This window comes from Methylobacterium terricola (assembly GCF_006151805.1).
GTDB lineage: Bacteria > Pseudomonadota > Alphaproteobacteria > Rhizobiales > Beijerinckiaceae > Methylobacterium > Methylobacterium terricola.
Map to the genome: position 1 here is coordinate 118,858 of NZ_VDDA01000001.1, position 19,523 is coordinate 138,380.

A 19,523-nucleotide genomic window follows, 5' to 3' on the forward strand; every position below is an offset into this window, starting at 1 on the left:
GCCCTACCTTCCTTCGTCTTTACAAAACATCCCAGGCTTGGTACCGCACGATCATCGGGACTCAGCAGGCCGGCCTGTTCGCACTTTTTGCTCGCGTTCGTCTGATGCGGCAGGTTATGAACTTACTCAAGAATATCTCACGAAATATTTTCCTACCGCGCAGCAATCGTCCCGCAACATCGGGCTTGCCCGAGATTTATCTCGGCGCAACCGATGCCGGCGGCGCCCCTGACGACGCCCCCACAACCATCCCGGCGGCGCTGCAACGGCGCGACCGGGCGGCGCCGCGCGAGACCCCGACGACCCTGCCGGCCGATTTCAGCCCCCAGGGCTATCGCGACTGCAACCCGGATCTCGGAGCTCTGGCCGATCACGAGGTCGCCCTGCATTACAGCACTGTCGGCAAGCCCGCAGGCCTTGCCTACCGGGCCGATCATGTCCCGGGCTTCGACCCGGACCATTTCCGCGAGACCCATCCGGCCTTCGCGCATGCCGACGACACGGCTTGCCGGAACGCCTGGCAGGCACAGGGCGGGCCGGATGCCACCCCGGGGAACCAGGCCGCGCATCTGCAGCGGCTCGGCCTGGCGCTGCCGGCTTACCCGAAGGCCTTTCCGTGGCGCTTCTACACGCGCCTCTACCCGCGCGCCGCCGCCCATCGTTGGGCGGCCCTCGCGCATTTCCTGCGGGAGGGCTTCGCCGAGGTCGCCGATGAGATCCCGTACGGCGACGACGCCCCGTCCTTCCTCATCGCCCTCGGCAACCACCTCGCCGCGCGCGGCCACCCGGCGGCGATCCGGGCCTACGAGCTGGCTATCACGCGGGACGTGACGCCCTCGCCGGCGGCGCGACGGCGGCTCGCCGAGGCCTATGGCCGCGCCGGCGCCTGGGCGGCCGCCCTCGATCTCTATGACGGCCTCCTGGACGATCTCCCGGAAGGCGACGGGGCCGAGTTGCGGGAGGCGGACCTGCGCGGCTTCGTCGGCGCGGCGGCGCGCCGGGCCGCGTGGCCGCGCCTGTTCACCCGGCTGCCCGGGGCGCTCGCCCGGCTGCCGGCGGCCGGCGACGCCATGGCCCGGGAGGTCACCGAGAGCTACTTCGCCGAGCGCGGCCGCGCCGCGCGGGCACTCTACACAGAGGGGCGTCGGGTCGAGGGGGACGCGGTCCTCGCCCGGGCGATCCGGGACGTCGCCGACCTCGCCGCCGCGTGCCTGCCTGCCGGCACGCGGGCCGCGGAGCAGGAGCCGTTCGTCGCCATCCTGGCCCACGGCCTGCCGGAGGGCGCCGGGCGCCGGCTGGACCATGCGATCATCCTCCTCGGCCGCGCCGGTCACGCCGTGCGATTCTTCGACCTCGGCACGGTGCGGGCCTTCGAGGAGGCGCTGCCTGCGGCCTCGGCCGCCATCGTGGTGCGGATGCCGGCCTGGCCCACCGTCGTCCAGGCCCTGGTGCGGGCGCGGCGGCTCGGCGTGCCGACCCTGTACGAGACCGACGAGCTGACCGTCGCGCCGGCTTTCGCGCCGCCCCCGCTAGCGGCGTTCGAGGGCCGGATCGGCGAGCGGGCCTACGAGGACCTGCTCTTCGGGGTCGCGCTCTACCGCGGCGCCGCCGCGCTCTGCGATCACGGCTTGGTGCCGACCCGGGCGCTGGCCCGGCATCTCGACGGGATCGTCGCCACCGGCCGCAGCTTCGTCGTTCGGGACGCCGCCGAGGCGGCGGAGCGGTCGCCGGCGGTGGACGACCGGGTCCGGCTGTTCCTGCACGCGCCGCGGACGCGGATCCTGGACGCCGCCGACCCGGCGGGCGCGGCACTGCTGCACGTCCTGCGGCACGAGCCGCGGGTCCGGCTGACGACGGCCGGCTTCATCGCGCTCGACGACGCCTTCGCCCCCTTCGCCGACCGCATCGACCAGCGCGGCCCGATCCCGGACTGGGAGGAGGCCCTGGCCGGATGCGACCTCAACCTCGTCCTCGCCGACGGGAGCGAGGCCGAGGACTGCCTGGCTCCGACCGGCTGGCTCGCCGCGGCGCGCCGAGGAATCCCGACGCTGGCGAGCGACACCCCCGCCCACCGTGAGACCCTGACGGACGGGACCGACATACGGCTCGCCGCCGGCGGGACGGAGTGGGCCGATGCCCTCGGCGCGCTCGTCGCCGCACCGGACCTGCGCGCGACGCTCGGCGCTGCGGCGGCGCGCCGGGCCGCCGACGCCTTCTCCCCCGAGGCCGCCGGCGAGGCCTACCGCGCCCTGCTCGCCATGCTCCGGAGCCCGACGCCGCGATGACCGTCTCGCCTCGCCTCAGCCTGACGGCCCTGCGCCGCGCGCTCGCCCGCCGCCTCGACCCCGATCGCGGGCGGCCAGGCCCCATCCCGGGCCCCGCTCCGGCGCCGCCCCCCGCACCGGTCGCCGACGACCCGGTTGCGCAAGACGACCTGGACGTGCAGCTCGAGCGCCTGATCAGGGCGATCACCGCCCGGGCGACGACGCTCGCGATGGACGGCTCGTTCTACCACGAGGTCGGCCCGGCCGTCGCCGGCGACCGCCTGGAGGCGCTCTCGGCCGAGGACCTGCTCGCCGCGGCCTTCCGGCCCGGCGCGCGGCTGCTCGATTTCGGCTGCGGGGCGATGCACAGCCGGCCCTTCATCGAATCGCTCGGCTATGCCTGGCAGGGCGTCGACTATCTCGACAGCGTCTCGAGCGGGGTGCGGGACGAGGTGGCGCGCCTCGGCGACGCCGCCGTGCGCTTCTACGACGGGCGCGTGCTGCCCTTCGCCGACGGCGAGTTCGACGTGGTCTGGGCGATGGTGGTGCTCCATCACGTCCAGCACATCGACCTCAGCTTCGGCGAGATCGCCCGGGTGCTGCGGCCCGGCGGCAAGCTGATCGGGCAGGTGGCCTATCTGGAGCAGATGCAGGATTACGGCACCTTCAACTTCACGCCTTACGGCATGAAGGTGGCGGCACGAGAGGCGGGCCTGCGCCTGACCCGGGTCGAGCCCAAGCACGACGCCTTCGTGTTCCTGCTGCGCCGCCTGCTGATCACCCTGACGGCGAGCGACGAGACCCCGTTCAACCGCATGATGGGGCCGGACGGCGCCGTCCACCGCGCCCTGATCGAGACCGGGCGCCGGCTCGGCCTCGACATCCGGACCATCAACCTGCTCCGGCTGCTGTTCTGCACGCATTTCGTGTTCGAGATCGAGAAGGCGCCGTGAGCCCGGGCGGGCTCTCCGAGGCCGGCGCCGCCCCTCGCGCCGGCTGGGCGCGGGCGGGCGCGGATCCCGTGAAGGCGGTTCGGGCGGCCGAGGCCCTGCGGGATGACGGCGACATCCTCGGCGCCGCCGCGATCCTGACCGAGCTGTGCCGGCTGTTTCCCCACCTGCCCTATGGCTGGCGCGAGCGCGCGATCCTGCGGCGGCGGGCCGGGGATGCCGCGGGCGCCGCGCACGACTTCGCCCGCGCCCTGGCGGCGAATCCGGGCGACCTGCTCACCCGGGTCCAGGCGGTGCGCCAGCTCGCCGGCGCGGGCAGGCTCGACGAGGCGCAGGCCTGCCTCGCAGCCTTCGTTCCGCGCACGCCCCAGCAGACCGGCCGGGTGGCGCGGCTCGACCAGCTCCTCGCCTACATGCGGCACCATCCCGAGGCGGAGGCGAGCCGGCTCGCCATGGCCATCCGCACCAGCCCCCGCCACCTCGACGCCGCCGCCGTCGAGGTGCGCATCGCCGCGGCCCTGGCCGAGGGGCGGCCCTTCTCGCTGATCCGGCTCGGCGACGGCGAGGGCGCCTGGATCAGCGACCCCGCGGAGGCGGACGGACGCTTCCGCGACCTTTATCGCCGCAACCGCAAGCGCATCCTACGGACCTGGTTCGGCACCGACGCCCTGATCGACCGCCGTGACTTCCTGGCCCTGCGCGAGCGGTTCCTGGCGACGGTCCCCGCCGCCACGGTGGTGGGCGTCACCTATCCGGAGCGGATCCGGCACGAATACGGCATCGCCAGCCCCGACGGCGTGCCGAGCTGCACCAACGTGCTGCGGCACGTCGCGCCGCTCCTGGATGGCGCGGGCCCGTCCTTCTGCACCCACGACATCCATCTCGACCTGCATCTCTCGGGGGGGTTGCACCGGCTCATCGGGGCCGGCCACCCGATCGGCCTGATCTCCTGCCACCCGCCGCTCGCCGCCGCGCTCGCCCGCCGGCCCGGCACCCGCCTCGCCGCCGCCCTGCTGGTGCCGGAGGAGAAGGAATTCGCCGGAATCATCGGCGCGACCGGGATGCCGGGCAGCCACTATCCGGAGGCCTTCGGCCAGGTGATCGCGCGGCTGCGCGGCCGGGACTGGACCGGGGTGCTCTGGCTCGTCGCGGCCGGCTACCTCGGCAAGCTCTACTGCCACGAGATCGCCGCCCGCGGCGGCGTCGCGGTCGATATCGGGTCGATCGCGGATGCCTGGTCCGGCAAGGCGACCCGCCCGGGCCTCGCCGACCTCGCCCGCTACCGCCTCGGCGACGGCCAGCACCAGGGAGCCCGCCGATGATCGCCGCCACCCTCGACTCTGCCGATGGAATCGTCATGACGACGGACCCTGCCACCGCCCGCGAGCGGGCGTTGCGTGCGCTGGCGACCCGCCAACCCCTGGATCTGGCAGTGGCGGTCGTCACGGCGCATCCGGACGACGAGACGGTCGGCCTCGGTGGAGCGATGGCGCGTCTGCGCAACCTCACCCTGGTGCAGCTCACCGACGGCGCGCCGCTCGAACCCGATGTCGCGGCCCGGGCCGGCTTCCCGAGCCGCCAGAGCTATGCCGCCGCCCGGCGCGGCGAGCTGGTCGATGCGCTCGCGGTGCTGGTCGAAGGGCGCCTCGCCCGCCAGGTCTTCTACGAGATCCCGGACGGCCGGCTGGCGGACCACCTCGCGGTGGCGGTCGAGCGTCTGGTCGAGGACCTGATCCACGTCGACGTCGTCCTGACCCATCCCTACGAGGGCGGGCATTTCGACCACGACGCGGCCGCCTTCGCGGTGCAGGAGGCCTGCGCCCGCCTGGCGCGCCACGGCGCGCACGCGCCGACGCGACTCGAATTCACGAGCTACCACCGGCTACACGGCCTCCTGCGCACCGGCCGCTTCCTCGACGACCCGGCCGCCCCGGAGATCGTCGTGCCGCTCTCGGCCGAGGCGGCGCGCCGCAAGGAGGTGGCTTTCGCCTGCCACCGCAGCCAGGCCGGGAATCTCCGCATGTTCGGGTTCGGCCCCGAACGGTTCCGGGCCGCCCCGACCTACGATTTCGCGCGACCGCCGGGCGGGGAGGCAATGTACGGGATGGAGGTGTGGCGGGGGCTGAGCCGGGCCTTCGCGGGCGCGACGGAAGCGTGATCCCCGCCTGTCCCCCCGCCCGGGTTCAGCGGCCGAAGGCCCTCTGCTCGCCCGCGGCCGTCCCTGCCGCCACCTGCCGTGCGGCGCAGTAGCCCGACACCGTGCCGATCGCCCACAGGACCTTGTCGCGGGCGGTGCCGGTGTCCCGGCGCAGCAGCGCGCGGCCGCCGCTCGCGGTGAAGCGAGCGAGGCGGAAGGCGAGATAGAACAGGCCGTAGCGGTGAAGCCGCAGGACTCGGCCGAAGCCGCGGGCGTAGTCGGCGGCGCGCGCGTGGCGGCCGGTCTCGGCGACCTGGTCGTGATGGACGGTCAGGCCGTGGCGGAACACCACCCCCCTCCCCTGCCCGAGGAGGCGCAGCAGGAAGTCGGTCTCCTCGCCGGAGCGGAACGGCGTCGCGGCGCCGACGCCGAGGGTCTCGTCGAAGCCGCCGATGGCGCGGGCCGCCTCGCGGCGCACGAACAGGCCGTTGGAATTGCCGGAGAACCACACGTTGCGCCGGTCGACCGCCTGGTCGGCGGCGAGGAAGGCGCCGAGTGATTCGCGGCCCGTCGCGTCGAGGGTGCGGCCGGTCACGGCATCGGCCTGGGGATGATCGGCGAACAGCCGCACCACCTCGGCGACGAGACCGGCCGGGTACCAGCAATCGTCGTCCGGGAAGGCGATCAGGTCGCCGCGGCAGCGCGCGAGCCCGACATTGCGGGCGCGCGACAGGCCCGGCGCCGAACGGGCATGGTCGATCGTCAGCCGGTCGCGGTAGCGGCCCACGATCGGCTCGAGGGTGCCGGGCTCGTTCTGGTCGACGAGCACGACCTCGAAATCCGGGCAGGTCTGGACCGCGAGGGACGCGAACAGCCGTTCGAGCTGCGCCGAGCGGCCTCGGGTGCAGACGAGCAGGGAGACGCGCGGCGGAGGATGGGAGGCGTCGGTGGACGAGGGCATGGCGGGCTCGGGGCTCATGGTCGGGTCCTCAGCCGGTGCGCGACAGCCGCAGGGTCAGGTCGGCTGGGGGCTTGGCCGGCTGCGGGCTGGCCGGCTCGGCGGCGGTGCCCGGCCGGTCGGCGGCCCGCGCCTCGCGCACCACCCCCTCGAGGATCGCGAAGATGCGGTCCTGGTCGACCGCGCGGCTGAGATTGTGGTCGGTGCCCTCGAGGATCTGGACCGGGTAGCCGAGGCGGCGGGCGACCCGCGCCTCCGAGTTGCCGAAATGCGCCTGCACCGTCGGGATGCCGAGGTCGTCGGCGCTGTAGACCATGCAGATCCGGGCGCCGCGCCGGCGCAGGGCGGCGACCCGGCCGGCGACGCTGGTGCTCTGCAGCGTCCGCCACGGCGCCCGGGTGGTCCAGCGGTCGAGGCGGGCGGCGGCGTCGCGCACGAGCGCGCGGGCGATCCTGGCGACGCTCAGGTCCCCGGTGAGGATCCGGCGCCAGAACCGGCCCTGGCGAGCCCGCGCCATGTAGCCCTGGCTGTGGCGGAAGGTGTCCCGCACCATCGTCTCGATGTCGGTGCCGGGCTTGAGGGCGAAGCGGTACAGGTTGACCAGCACCGCGGCGCGCAGGCGGGAATCGCCGCTCAGCGCCTGGAACGCCTGGTAGGCGCCGCTGCAATTGCCCAGCACCACGCCGGGCGCGAAGCCGGAGGCCGCGAGGTGGTCGATCGCCGCCGTCACGTCGGCGACCGAATCCGCCGCGTAGAGCGGCAGCGAGCCGTCCGGCCGCGCGGGACTGTCGCCGATGCCGCGCAGGTCGAAGCGGAACGAGGCGATGCCGGAGGCGGCGAGCCGCCGGGCGAGCCGCGTCGTCTGCCGGCCGTGGCCGGCCCGCGGGTTGCGGCCCGAATTGACCACCAGCACGGTGTCGCCGGTCCAGGGGCCGTTCGGCCGGCACAGGATGCCGACGAGGCCGGGGCCGAAGCGCGACACCTCCTCCTGCCACGCCGCATCCGCGAGCCGGCACGGTCCCGGCAAGGGGTCGGGCGAGGAGACGGGGAGGGAGCCGCCGGCCACCGCGAAGTCGCGCACCAGCGCGAAGGTCTGGTCGGGCGTGCGGGAGAAGAGCGGGTCGGAGACGAGCTGGGTCAGGTCGGGGAACGGACCGGTCTCGACCTCGCTGCCCAGCGCCCGGTATCGCTCGCCGAGGGCATCGACCTTCGGGCCGAGCAGCAGGATCCGCGGCGCCGGCGCGCGCTCCGCCGCCGCGAGGTCGAGCCGGGCAAGGTCGGCGAGGGTGCGGGGCCCGAGCAGGAAGCTGCCGACCATCAGCGAATCGGGCTCCTGCGGCATCGGCGTGCGGTCGGGCATCACGTCGATGAGGCGGGCCTGCATCGCCATCTCGCGGCGATAGGCCTTGCCGGTGGGAAACGGCGCCAGCATCACCAGCCGGTCGATCTCCGCGCCCGAGAGCGCCGCCAGGGTGGCGCCGAGCCGCAGCCCAACCACCACGATCTCCTCCGCGCCCGCCTGCTCGCGCAGGAACGCGACGCCGGCCCGGATCGTCTCGAGCGCCGCCGGGATCTCGGGGCCCGCCGGGTCGCGCGAATCGCCCTGGCCCGGATAGTCGAAGCGCAAGGCGGCGCAGCCGGCACCGGCGATCATCCCGGCCAGCTCGCGCCAGGAGCGGTAGGCGCACCATTGCTCGAACCCGAAGGTGCCGCACAGGAGCACTCCGCGCCGGCGGGCGCCCGGGCTGTACCAGCCGAACGCGTCGCCGAGCATGACCGGGACCGGCTCCGCCGCGATGGGCTCGTCGATGAGCGTCTGGCCCGCGCCATCGGTCAGCATCTGAACTCTTCCCTCTTCACCGCCGCCGAGCAACGCCGATCGCGCCGCTCCGGTCGATTGTTCTGGATCTTCAAGTTTGCTGCAGTGTCACCGGCGAGGCCGGCCCGCCGTCGTCGGGCGGAGGTCCCGCGGGCTCACGAGCGGGCGACGCGGACCGGGCGGCTCCGCGCCCGGCTCGCCAGCCGCAGGCGCAGGATCATCGCCAGGAAGACCACGACGTCGACGGTGTAGCGGCGCCCGAGGCGGCGCGGCTCGCGCAGGAGACGGAACAGCCATTCGAGCCGCGCGAGGCGGAACGCCGCGGGCGCACGCACCGCCGCGCCGGCGGTGTAGTCGAGGAGGGCGCCGACCCCCATCAGCAGCCGCGCGTCGATCCGCGGCGCGTGCTCGGCGATGAAGGTCTCCTGGGCCGGGTTGCCGAGGGCGACGAGGAGGATGTCGGGCGAGGCGGCGTTGATCTCGGCCAGCACCGCGCCGGTCTCCTCCGGCGCGAAATAGCCGTGCCGCACGCCGACGATCCGGTGCTGCGGATAGACCAGCGCCAGGTTGCGCGCCGCCGCCTCGGCGATGCCGGGCCTGGCCCCGAGCAGGAACAGCGTGCGCGGCTGCGTCTCGGCGACCAGGAAGGCCGGGACCAGATCGGTGCCGTTGAGGTTCTGCCGGAACGAGCGGCCGCGAAACAGCAGCGAGCACAAGTCGATGCCGAGCCCGTCGCTGACCAGGACGAAGCTGCGCAACGCCGCCGCGTAGGACGGGGTGCACAGGGCCTGCAGCAGCATGTTGGCGTTGCAGAATCCAAGGCAGAGCTGCGTGCGCTGATCGAGGACGGCGCGCAGGCGCCCGAACAGCTCGTCGCGGGTGATGTCGCTGACGCTGACGCCCTCGAGGTCGAGCCGGTCGACGCTCGCAGCTCCGGGCGCCGTATCGAGGGCGCTGTCAGGCATGGGACGCTTTCCCTATCGGTTGGATGATCCGTGTCGAGGCAAGACCATCGCCGGCACCGGTAAAGAAGTCCCAGCGGGATCGGCCCTCCGTCCAGTGAATGCACCCGCCCGCCATGCAGATGCAGCCTTAACTTCGCACAAGGTTAATGCGGCCTTCGACAGATGCCGACAAGCCACCGGCATAGTCACGGAACATGGCTAAGCTTGTCGTCTTAGGCCAGCCCGGGCGATGCTTTTGCGGCAATGGGGCCAAGGCGCGACGTCGCGTTAAAGTCCCGATAGGGGATCGCTGATAACCGTGAGACGTGGCGGGCGCGGGCGCCCCGCCGCCCGAGCCGATCGCGGCGCGGGCTCCACCGATGAGGCGACCGACACGATGCTGACACTCGTCGCGCGGCTGCGCCGGTCGGGCCGCTCGCAGCAATTCGCCTCGGCCTTCGTGGCGCGGATCGCCAGCGCGGTGCTCGGCTTCGTGATGCTGCTGGTCGCCAGCCGGCTCCTCACCACCTACGAGTACGGCGTCTACGTCTTCCTGTTCACGCTCGGCAGCGGGCTCGGGCTGATCGCGGCACTCGGCCAGCAAAACCTGGTGCTCAAGCATTACCGCGCGCAGGACGGCGTCACGCCCCACAACGACGCGCTGGTGCGCTACAATCTCGGCTGGCTCGCGGGGGCGATCGCCCTGATGCTGGCCCTCTGCGTCGTGGTGTTCGCCGTCGAGGACGCGCTGCCCGACCCGTATCACCGGCTCCACCTCGCCTGCGCCTTCGCGGCGGTGTTCGCCGTCGCCGAGTACCTGCAGAGCTACTTCCGCATCCACGGCCGGATCTGGCTGGCGCTGTTGCCGCGCGAGGTGGTCTGGCGCGGCGCCTGCTCGGTGCTGCTCTGGGGCGCCTCGCTCGCCGGCCTCCTGACCGGCGCCACCGAGGCGATGGAGATCGTGCTCGGCCTCCTCCTGGCGATGACGCTCTACCAAGTCTCTCACCTCGCCACGCATCACGGCTGGGATTGCTGGCGCGGCGGCTTCCGCCACCGGGAGAAGGGGCCGGCCTGGCGCGGCGAGAGCCTGCTCTTCACCGCCAACAACGTGATGGTGGCGGTGACCGCCTTCCTCGAGACCGTGATCGTCGGCGCGATGCTCGGCATGGAGCAGGCGGCGTTCTACTTCGTCGCCCTGCGCTACGCGACGCTCGTCAACCTGCCGAGCGCGGCGATCGACACGGTCAGCATGCCGATGATCGCCAGCCACTTCCAGGCCGGCGACCGCGAGGGCGCCCAGCGCCTGGTCGGCCGGCTGTCGCTGGCGAGCTTCGCGATCTCGGCGGCGGGCGCCGTCGTGATGGCGGTCGGCGCGCCCTTCGCCCTCGCGTTGTTCAAGCCCGATTTCGCCGCCCACACCGACGTGCTGATGGTGCTCAGCCTGTCCTCGGTCGTGACCGCGTTCTTCGGGCCGGGCGCCTCGCTCCTGACGATCGGCGGCGGCGAGCGCTACATCCTGGGAGCGAACGCGGTCCTGTTCTCCGCCTACGCGGTCCTGCTCTGCCTCGTGGCGGTCCCGTTCGGGATCCTCGGCGTCGCGGTGGCGAATGTGGGCTGGACCGTGGTGATCAACCTGGTGCTGGCCCGCTGGGTGCGCCGGCACTGGAACGTCGACAGCCGGGCCACCGCCTTCTTCACCCGCCGGGCCTGGGAGCCCGTCCCCCACGTCCCCTCTTCCGACATCGCCCCGCAGGCGGCCGAGTAAGATGCGTCACCTCCTCGTCCTCGCCGGCTTGGCCTCCGCCGGCCTGATCGCGGCCGTGCCCCCCGCCACGGCCACCGCCACCGCCACCGCCCCGCTATGCTTGCGCGGCGTCAACATCAGCGGGGCCGAGTTCGGCACCGTGCCGGGGCGCTACGGCTTCGACTACCTCTATCCCTCGGCCGGGACGATCAGCCGCTTCGCGGCCCTCGGCCTCACGGCGATGCGGCTGCCGATCCGCTGGGAGCGGTTGCAGCCGCAGCTGCGCCAGCCCCTCGACCCGGACGAGCTCGCCCGCCTCGAAGCCGCGGTCGCGGCCGCGACGCAAGCCGGGATGCGCACGGTGATCGACCTGCACAACTACGCCTATCATGGCAAGGCGCGGGTCGATTCGGAGATGGTGACCCCGGAGGCCTTCGCCGATGTCTGGCGGCGCCTGGCGCGGCATTTCCGCGGCGATGCCTCGGTGGTGTTCGGGCTGATGAACGAACCGCACGACATCCCGGCGGCGCGCTGGCTCGTCTCGGCCAATGCCGCCGTGGCGGCGATCCGCGAGACGGGCGCCAGGCAACTGGTGCTGGTGCCGGGCTCCGGGTGGACCGGGGCGCATAGCTGGACCGCCGACCTGCCGACCGGCAACAACGCCGCGATCATGCTCGGGGTGGTCGATCCGGGAAACAACGTCGCCTACGAGGTGCACCAGTACCTCGATGCCGATTTCTCCGGCACCCATGCCGAATGCAGCCGCGGCGCCGACGCCCTGCAGGCGGTGGAGCGGATGACCGAGTGGCTTGCCCGGAACGGGCGCCGGGCCTTCCTCGGGGAGATCGGCGCCTCCGGCCGCAGGGGCTGCCCGGAGCGGCTGCGGGCGGTGCTCGACCACCTCAACCGCAATCCCCAGCAATGGGTCGGCTGGACCGCCTGGGCCGCCGGCGAGCTGTGGGCGCCGGATTATCCCCTCAAGCTCGATCCCGGCGGGGCCAACGCCCCGGTCGTGGCCGCGGTCCAGGCCGCCGCCCGGGCCGAACCGTCCTGCGAACGCTGAACGAAGAGCCACCGACGATGCCGGCCGCCCCCCTGTCGATTCTGCACGTGGTCCGCCAGTTCCTGCCCAACCGCGGCGGGCTCGAGGATTTCGTCGCCAACCTCGCCCGCGAGCAGGCCCGCCTCGGCCATCGCGTCCGGGTGCTGACCCTCGACCGGCTGTTCTCGGCCCCCGAGATGCGGCTGCCGGCGCGGGAAACCCTGGAGGGGATCGACATCGAGCGGATCCCGTTCTTCGGCTCGCACCGCTATCCGGTGGCGCCGTCGGTGTTCCGCCACCTCGGCGACGCCGACCTCGTCCACGTCCACGCCATCGACTTCTTCTTCGACGCCTTCGCGCTCGCCCGGCCGATCCACCGCCGGCCGATGGTGGCGACCACCCATGGCGGCTTCTTCCACACCAACGCGCATTCGCGCCTCAAGAAGCTGTGGTTCGACGGCCCGACCCGGATGAGCGTGCGTGCTTACGAGGCGATCGTCGCCTGCAGCGACAGCGACGCGCGGCTGTTCCAGGCCATCGCGCCGGGCACCATCACGGTCATCCAGAACGGCGTCGACCTCGACAAGTTCGCCGGAGCCGCCGCGCCGGAGCCGCGCCGCGCGCTCCTGACGATCGGCCGCTTCGCCCGCAACAAGCGCCTCGACCGCCTGCTCGCGACCATGCAGGCGCTCAACGCCGAGGGCCCGGACTGGCGCCTGCGGATCGTCGGGGTGCCCTCCGACATCACCGCCGCGGCGCTCACGGCCGAGATCGACCGGATGGGCCTCTCCGGTGCGGTCACGCTCCATACCGGGCTCGACGCCCCGGCGGTCCGCGCGCTGATCGGCCAGTCGAGCCTGTTCGTCTCCGCCTCGGAATACGAGGGTTTCGGCATCGCGCTGATCGAGGCCTTGAGCGCCGGCCTCGTCCCGGTGGCCCATCCCAACGACGCCTTCGCTTGGCTTAAGGAGCGCCACCCCTTGATCACGCTGGCGGATTTCGCCGACGCCGACGCCGCGGCCGGGGCGATCCGGGGCGCCTATGACCGCTTGGCGCGGGGCGAGGTCACGCGCGGCGAGGATCTGTCGGATTACCGCTGGTCGGGCGTCGCGGCCCGCTACATCGCGGTCTACAAGGCGGCGCTCGCGGAAGCCGGGCACGGGGTGGCGGCGACGGCGGCGTGACGTTGGTGAGTGCGCGGATGACGCGCGGATGACCCCTCCCCCCCTCTGCGGGGCAGGCCGGGAGAGGGGCAGCGCGACGCTCATCCAGGACGTGCCCGTCGGAACGGGTCCGCCTCATCCGGAAGCGGCGTCCCCCTCCCTCCCCGGTCCGTGGGGCCCCCTCCCCCGCCGGAGGGGGAGGGGTCATGCGCACGCGGCGCCCACCCCGCATCAACACACCGTTAACCCTCATCCGCGACCCTGGCCGGGCGTCCCTCCCCCGGGCCCGCGCCCAGGGTGCTCGCCTCTTCGCGTCGGATCGTGCGATAAGCCGGCGAGCCCTCAACCAAGGATGACAATGCATCTCGTCGTGACCGCCCACACCGCCAACGGCCCGCTCTCGCACCAGCGCACCTCGCCCGAGGAGGCCCTGGAGAAGGCGCAGGAACTCGAGGCCGACGGCCACGATCACGTCGTCATCACCGACATCACCGGCCGGGACTACGCGCCGCCGGAATTCGACAGCCTGTTCCTCAATCCCGGCACCTGACGGTCATGTCCGGGATCACGATCTACGTCGATGCCGATGCCTGCCCGGTGAAGGACGAGATCTATCGCGTCGCCGGGCGTCACGGCGTTCACGTCGTGGTGGTCGCCAACGCCTTCCTGAATGTGCCGCGCGAGCCGTGGATCGAGCGGGTGATCGTGTCGGACAAGTTCGACGCCGCCGACGACTGGATCGCCGAGCGGGCCGGCCCGCAGGCGGTCGTCGTCACCGCCGACGTGCCGCTGGCGAGCCGCTGCGTGAAGGCCGGTGCCAGCGTGCTCGGGCCCACCGGCAAGGCGTTCACCGATTCATCCGTCGGCATGGCGCTTGCCACCCGCGACCTGATGCAGTCCCTGCGCGAGGCCGGCGCGGTGACCGGCGGCCCGAAACCGTTCTCGGCGAAGGACCGATCCGCCTTCCTCGGCGCCCTCGACCGGGCCCTCGTGCGGCTGCGGCGAAAGCCCCAGGGCGGCTGACGCCGCGTCCGGCGAACTTAACATCCCCCTGCGGGTTCCTTGTCGGCGGCTGTCCTGTCGCCGCCGGGAGAGCCAGCATGTCGGTCGAGGAGAAGACGGTCCATTACGACAGCCCGGCCGGCGGATGGGGCTCGGTGCGCGGCATCGCCGAGGTCTTCGGCAAGGAATGGGCGACGCCGCTCGCTACCGAGACCCTGTTCCGCCAGAACAAGCCGAAGGGCTTCATGTGCGTCTCGTGCTCCTGGGCGAAGCCGGCGAACTACCATCCCTTCGAGTTCTGCGAGAACGGCGCCAAGGCGACCCTGTGGGAGCTGACGACCCGGCGCTGCACGCCCGAGTTCTTCGCCAAGCACACCCTGACCGAGCTGCGCGGCTGGAGCGACTACGAGCTCGAGCAGACCGGCCGCCTCACCCACCCCTTGCGCTACGATCGCGCCAGCGACCGCTACGTCGCTTGCGGCTGGGACGAAGCGTTCCGGGCGATCGGCGCCGAGCTGCGCGGGCTCGATCCGAAATCGGTGGTGTTCTACTCGTCGGGGCGTGCCAGCCTCGAGACCTCGTACCTCTACGCCCTGTTCGCCCGGCTCTACGGCAACAACAACCTGCCCGATTCCTCCAACATGTGCCACGAGACGACGTCGGTGGCGCTGAAGAAGGTGATCGGCGCCAGCGTCGGCACGGTGGTGTTCGACGATCTGTCGAAATGCGATGCGATGTTCTTCTTCGGCCAGAATACCGGCACCAACTCGCCGCGGTTCCTGCACCCGCTGCAGGAGGCCTCGAAGCGGGGCGTGAAGATCATCACCTTCAATCCCGTGCGCGAGCGCGGCTTGGAGAGCTTCACCAACCCGCAGAGCCCGGTCGAGATGCTGACCCGCAAGGCGACGCCGATCAGCAGCCAGTATCACCAGGTCCGGCCCGGCGGCGACATCGCGGTGATGCTCGGCCTGTGCAAGCATGTCTTCGCGGCCGACGACGCCGCCAAGGCCAAGGGCACCCGGGTCCTCGACGTCGACTTCATCGCCCAGCACACGACCGGGTTGGAGGCCTTCGAGGCGAAGGTCCGGGCGACCTCCTGGGAGGAGATCGAGCGTGAATCCGGCCTCAGCCGCGCCGACATCGAGGCGGCGGCGCAGGTCTATGTCGAGGCCGAGCGGGTGTGCGCCTTCTACGGCATGGGCCTGACGCAGCACGTCAACGGCTTCGAGAACGTCGCGATGGTCGTCAACCTGCTGTTGCTCAAGGGCAATATCGGGCGTGAGGGGACCGGCGTATCGCCGGTGCGCGGCCATTCCAACGTGCAGGGGCAGCGCACCGTCGGCATCTCGGAGAAGCCCGAGCTGGTGCCCCTCGACCGGATCGCCGAGCAGTTCGGCTTCGAGCCGCCGCGCGACAAGGGCGTCAACACCGTCGAGGCCTGCGAGGGCATCCTGTCGGGCGAGGTCCGCAGCTTCATCGGGCTTGGCGGCAACTTCGTGCGGGCGATTCCCGATCAGGACCGGATGGAGAAGGCCTGGACCCGCATGCGCCTGACCGTGCAGGTCGCGACGAAGCTCAACCGCTCGCACCTCGTCAACGGCGAGATCGCCTATCTCCTGCCCTGCCTCGGCCGCACCGAGGAGGACAAGCAGGCCGGCGGGCCGCAGGCGGTGAGCATCGAGGACACGTTCAGCTGCATCTACGGCTCGCTCGGCCGCCGCACCCCGGCGAGCGACTTCCTCAAATCCGAGGTCGCGATCGTCGCCGGCATGGCCAAGGCGACCCTGGCGCCGAACCCGAAGGTCACGTGGGACGAATGGGTCGGCGATTACGGACTGATCCGCGACGAGATCGCCAAGACCTACCGGGAGGAGTTCCACGACTTCAACGACCGGCTCTGGATTCCCGGCGGGTTCTACCGCGGCAACTCCGCCCGCGACCGGATCTGGAAGACCGAGACCGGCAAGGCCACGTTCACCGCGCCCGCGATGCTGTCGGCGACGGGATTCGAGGACGAGCCCGGCCGCTACCGCCTCATCACCATGCGGTCGAACGACCAGTTCAACACCACGATCTACGGCTACAGCGACCGCCTGCGCGGGATCGAGGGCACCCGCGACGTGCTGCTGATGAATCCCGGCGAGATCCGCCGGGCGGGCCTCAGCGAGGGCCAGGTCGTGTCGCTCGTCGGCGATGCCGGCGACGGGATCGAGCGGGTGGTGACCGGGCTGACGGTGACGCCGTTCTCGCTGCCGGACGGGTGCCTGGGCGCCTATTACCCCGAGATGAACCCGCTGATGGCGCTCTCGCACCACGACGTGCACTCGAAGACGCCGGCGGCGAAATCGGTGCCGGTGCGGATCCGGCCGGAGCCGGGCGGCCCGAAGACCGACCGGCGCGAGCCGACCGGGCATTCGGCGCATCCGATCTGAGGGGGGTGGATCTGGTCCCGGACAGCCGCGTGGCGGTCGGATCAAACCCTTTCGAGATCAGGCGCGGGATCGCCTCTCCTGGCGATTCCGGGCTTGCCCGGTATCGCTGCAAGGTGTGGGAGAGGGGAGGCCTGTGCTCTTTTCTTCCCCGAACTGCCCTATCGGTGCGGGTAGCAGGCGAAAGTGCGAAACGGTCTTCTCAAGAGGCCGGTTCTCAGGGCGCCAGGTCGCCGACCGGGCCCTTGACCGGGGTGTCGGCGCTGTCGAGCACGGTGTTGCTCACCGGGGTGGGCTTGATCACCGCGCGGTCGATCGCCGGCGGGGCCGGCAGCTGCAGCTGCTCGCTGGTATAGGCCCAGGCCTGCGCCACCTTCCCGGGATCGTCGTTCAGCAGCGCACCGTAGCTCGGGACGATCCGGCGGATCGTCGCCTGCCACTCGGGCGTGGCGACGTTCTTGGGAAAGACCTTCTCCAGCACCTGCAGCATGATCGGCGCCGCCGTCGAGGCACCCGGCGAGGCGCCGAGCAGAGCAGCGATGCTGCCGTCCTTGGCGTTCACGATCTCGGTGCCGAGCTTCAGCACGCCGCCCTTGTCCTTGTCGCGCTTGATGATCTGCACGCGCTGGCCGGCCTGCCACAGGCGCCACTCGCCCTTCTTGGCGTTGGGGAAGTACTCGCGCAAAGCCGCCAGGCGGTCGTCGTCGGAGAGCATGAGCTGCCCGGCGAGGTATTCCACCAGCGGGTACTCGTCGAGGCCGACCTTCATCATCGGCCAGACGTTGCTGGTCGTGGTCGAGGTCAGCAGGTCGAAATACGAGCCCTCCTTGAGGAACTTGGTCGAGAAGGTCGCGAACGGCCCGAACAGGATGACGCGCTTGCCCCCCAGCACCCGGGTGTCGAGGTGCGGCACCGACATCGGCGGCGAGCCGACCGAGGCCTTGCCGTAGGCCTTGGCGAGGTGGAGCGTCGCGACGTCCGGATTCTCGTTGATCAGGAACGAGCCGCCGACCGGGAAGCCGGCATAATCCTGGCCCTCCGGGATGCCGGAGGCCTGGAGCAGGTGGAGCGCGCCGCCGCCGGCGCCGATGAACACGAACTTGGCGTCGACCGTCTGGCGCGACCCGTCCTTGAGGTTGCGCGCGGTGACCCGCCAGGAGCCGTCCGGGTTCTTGACGATGCCCTGGACCTCGGTCGAGACGTCGAGGCGGAAGGTCTTCTGGCGCTGGAGATGGGCGACGTACTGGCGGGTGACCTCGCCCCACTCGACGTCGGTGCCGAGCGGCGACCAGGTGGCGGCGATCGTCTGCTTCGGATCGCGCCCCTCCATCATCAGGGGCACCCACGTCTTGAGCTGCTCGGGATCGGTCGAGAACTCCATCCCGGCAAACAGCGGGCTCGCCTTCAGCGCCTCGTAGCGCTTGCGGAGATACGCGACGTTGTCGTCACCCCAGACGAAGCTCATGTGGGGGGTGTAGTTGATGAAGGTCTTCGGGTCCTTCAGGACGCCGTTCTTCACCTGCGAGGCCAGGAACTGGCGCGTGACCTGGAACGCCTCGTTGATCTCGATCGCCTTGGCGATCTCGATCTTGCCCTTCTTCTCGGGGGTATAGTTCAGCTCGGCGAGGGCCGAGTGGCCGGTGCCGGCGTTGTTCCAGCCGTTCGAGCTCTCCAGCGCCACCTGGTCGAGGCGCTCGACCATCCGGATCGACCAGTTCGGCTCGAGCTGGTTCAGCCACACGCCGAGGGTCGCGCTCATGATGCCGCCGCCGATCAGCAGCACGTCGACCGTGTCGGCGCCTTGCGCGAGGGCGAGCGAATCGGGCAGCGCCGCGGCCGCGAGCCCGGCCGCAGCGCCGCCGAGGATCTGGCGCCGGCTGATGCCCGTCGGGCAGGTGGTCGTGTCGTCGGCGCGCATGGCCCAATCCCGTTCTCGTGCGGGCCGGCAGGCGCGTGGGCGCCTCCGGCCGTGACCGGCGTCGAAGCGCGATCGAGCGGACGTGCTCGTTCGCAAAGCCGTTCGGGTGGGTTTCCTCGAGGATGGTCGCGGCACCCCGACCGGGATCGGTCGGTCCCTCGCGACGCGTCAGGCCCCGCTTCCGCGTGTGGTCGGCGGAGGAGGTGTCCACTCGCCGGAAGCGCGAGGCGGCGCACCGCGGATGAATCGCGGGCCGGCCCCAGTGACGGCAAGCGCGTTGGCCGGTTAGGCTCGATGCTGTTGCGGCGGGCTCATAGACGATACGGACGGCAAGGACAATCGCCGGGAGCATCCCCAGGGGCATCCGCCCGGTCCTCGGCGGTGCCGGCTCCCCTGCCCTCACAGCGGCGCGGCGATCACCTCGTGCAGGGTGACCGGACGGCCCGCCTCGCGGGCGAGGCGCAGCAGGGTCGATTGGCGGAAGCGCGGATCCGCCGTGACCTCGCGGCCGATCCAGTCCGGCATGGTGAGCACCTGCGCCTCGTGCTCCAGCTCGACCTCGGCCAGGACCATGCCCGACAGCGCGCCGCGATACTCGTCCACTGTCCAGACCACGCCGTCATGCGGCACGCAGTGGCGGGTCTTCTCGATCAGGCAGGTCTCGCAGACCAGGCGCAGCATCGCCTCGGCATCGGCGCGGGGGATCTCGTACTCGAATTCCGGCCGCGCCAGGCCGTCGCGCCGGCCCTTGATCGTGAGCCAGGCCGTCTCCTCGCCGAGCCGCACCCGGACCTTGCCGCCGGCGAACTCGCCCACGAGCCCGTCCGTGAGCCGGCTCCGGCTCACGGCATGGTCGCGCCACCCCGCATGGGCCACCAGGAACTTCCGCTCGACCTCGTACCGCATCACTCTCGACCGTTCACGCCCCGCCCGTCGGCCATGACCTTGCGACGACCGAGCCGGCTCGGCCTTCGCCGAGGCGGCGCGGCTGATAGCCGATCGCGCCTGTGAGGACCAGGGCGATCCATCCCCCGCGCGCAGAGGCGCGGAATACTCTCCTTGGGCTGATGTTCCTGCATCATTTTTGCCCCAGGGTCATCCCGTCGCGACGATCACCGTCGGGACAGGGCGCGACCCTGCGGGCGGACAGGAC

At 71.8% G+C, this 19,523-nt stretch carries 15 protein-coding genes; 10 read left to right on the top strand and 5 right to left on the bottom strand.

The genetic code is table 11. The features are described 5' to 3' along the window. The first annotated feature begins 185 nt into the window (after positions 1 to 185). Genes FF100_RS00505 through FF100_RS00520 form a run of 4 tightly spaced genes read left to right on the top strand, consistent with a single transcriptional unit; the run spans position 186 to position 5,372 of the window. Positions 186 to 2,285 (top strand): glycosyltransferase family protein, encoded by a 2,100-nt coding sequence (locus FF100_RS00505; RefSeq protein ID WP_246101855.1) that lies wholly within the window; start codon positions 186 to 188, stop codon positions 2,283 to 2,285. Then, entirely contained in the window at positions 2,282 to 3,217 is a 936-nt protein-coding gene (locus FF100_RS00510; RefSeq protein ID WP_139033614.1) for a class I SAM-dependent methyltransferase, read from the top strand. Before FF100_RS00505 ends, FF100_RS00510 begins: the two co-directional genes overlap by 4 nt. After that, on the top strand, positions 3,214 to 4,536 hold the full coding sequence (locus FF100_RS00515; protein WP_171070000.1) for a GT-D fold domain-containing protein: 1,323 nt from the start codon (positions 3,214 to 3,216) through the stop codon (positions 4,534 to 4,536). Before FF100_RS00510 ends, FF100_RS00515 begins: the two co-directional genes overlap by 4 nt. After that, positions 4,533 to 5,372: a PIG-L deacetylase family protein gene (locus tag FF100_RS00520; RefSeq protein ID WP_139033615.1), complete on the top strand. Its 840-nt coding sequence runs from the start codon at positions 4,533 to 4,535 to the stop codon at positions 5,370 to 5,372. The genes FF100_RS00515 and FF100_RS00520 overlap by 4 nt, the downstream gene beginning before the upstream one ends. Before the next feature lie 25 nt (positions 5,373 to 5,397). On the opposite strand, the gene FF100_RS00525 is transcribed toward FF100_RS00520, so the two are convergent. The 3 genes from FF100_RS00525 to FF100_RS00535 form a co-directional block, all read right to left on the bottom strand. Next, complete coding sequence (locus FF100_RS00525) at positions 5,398 to 6,330, bottom strand: glycosyltransferase family 2 protein (protein WP_246101856.1); 933 nt, start codon at positions 6,328 to 6,330, stop codon at positions 5,398 to 5,400. Positions 6,331 to 6,340: 10 nt separating this feature from the next. Continuing rightward, positions 6,341 to 8,149, bottom strand: coding sequence for an alpha/beta hydrolase (locus tag FF100_RS00530; protein ID WP_139033616.1), 1,809 nt, complete (start codon positions 8,147 to 8,149; stop codon positions 6,341 to 6,343). A gap of 134 nt (positions 8,150 to 8,283) precedes the next feature. Continuing rightward, positions 8,284 to 9,093 carry a WecB/TagA/CpsF family glycosyltransferase gene (locus tag FF100_RS00535; protein WP_139033617.1) on the bottom strand — a complete coding sequence of 270 codons (810 nt, stop codon included), beginning with the start codon at positions 9,091 to 9,093 and terminating at the stop codon, positions 8,284 to 8,286. Between the two features lie 376 nt (positions 9,094 to 9,469). Here FF100_RS00535 and FF100_RS00540 point away from each other — a divergent pair, with 376 nt between their 5' ends. From FF100_RS00540 to FF100_RS00565, 6 genes are all read left to right on the top strand, one after another. Beyond that, positions 9,470 to 10,837, top strand: coding sequence for a lipopolysaccharide biosynthesis protein (locus tag FF100_RS00540; RefSeq protein WP_139033618.1), 1,368 nt, complete (start codon positions 9,470 to 9,472; stop codon positions 10,835 to 10,837). A 1-nt stretch (position 10,838) separates the two neighbouring features. Continuing rightward, positions 10,839 to 11,879, top strand: a complete 1,041-nt coding sequence (locus tag FF100_RS00545; RefSeq protein ID WP_139033619.1) for a glycoside hydrolase family 5 protein — start codon at positions 10,839 to 10,841, stop codon at positions 11,877 to 11,879. Between the two features lie 17 nt (positions 11,880 to 11,896). Continuing rightward, positions 11,897 to 13,042, top strand: coding sequence for a glycosyltransferase family 4 protein (locus FF100_RS00550; protein WP_139033620.1), 1,146 nt, complete (start codon positions 11,897 to 11,899; stop codon positions 13,040 to 13,042). A 337-nt stretch (positions 13,043 to 13,379) separates the two neighbouring features. Then, positions 13,380 to 13,571 (top strand): lytic transglycosylase domain-containing protein, encoded by a 192-nt coding sequence (locus FF100_RS00555; protein WP_139033621.1) that lies wholly within the window; start codon positions 13,380 to 13,382, stop codon positions 13,569 to 13,571. Positions 13,572 to 13,576: 5 nt separating this feature from the next. Beyond that, positions 13,577 to 14,044 carry a YaiI/YqxD family protein gene (locus tag FF100_RS00560; RefSeq protein ID WP_139033622.1) on the top strand — a complete coding sequence of 156 codons (468 nt, stop codon included), beginning with the start codon at positions 13,577 to 13,579 and terminating at the stop codon, positions 14,042 to 14,044. 77 nt (positions 14,045 to 14,121) lie between these two features. Continuing rightward, positions 14,122 to 16,455, top strand: a complete 2,334-nt coding sequence (locus tag FF100_RS00565; RefSeq protein ID WP_139033623.1) for an FdhF/YdeP family oxidoreductase — start codon at positions 14,122 to 14,124, stop codon at positions 16,453 to 16,455. Between the two features lie 214 nt (positions 16,456 to 16,669). Here FF100_RS00565 and mqo read toward each other — a convergent pair whose 3' ends face one another. Then, a complete protein-coding gene (gene mqo, locus FF100_RS00570; protein ID WP_139033624.1) occupies positions 16,670 to 18,370 on the bottom strand; it encodes a malate dehydrogenase (quinone) in 1,701 nt (566 codons plus the stop codon). A gap of 399 nt (positions 18,371 to 18,769) precedes the next feature. Beyond that, on the bottom strand, positions 18,770 to 19,276 hold the full coding sequence (locus FF100_RS00575) for a CYTH domain-containing protein (RefSeq protein ID WP_139033625.1): 507 nt from the start codon (positions 19,274 to 19,276) through the stop codon (positions 18,770 to 18,772). Between the last annotated feature and the right edge of the window lie 247 nt (positions 19,277 to 19,523).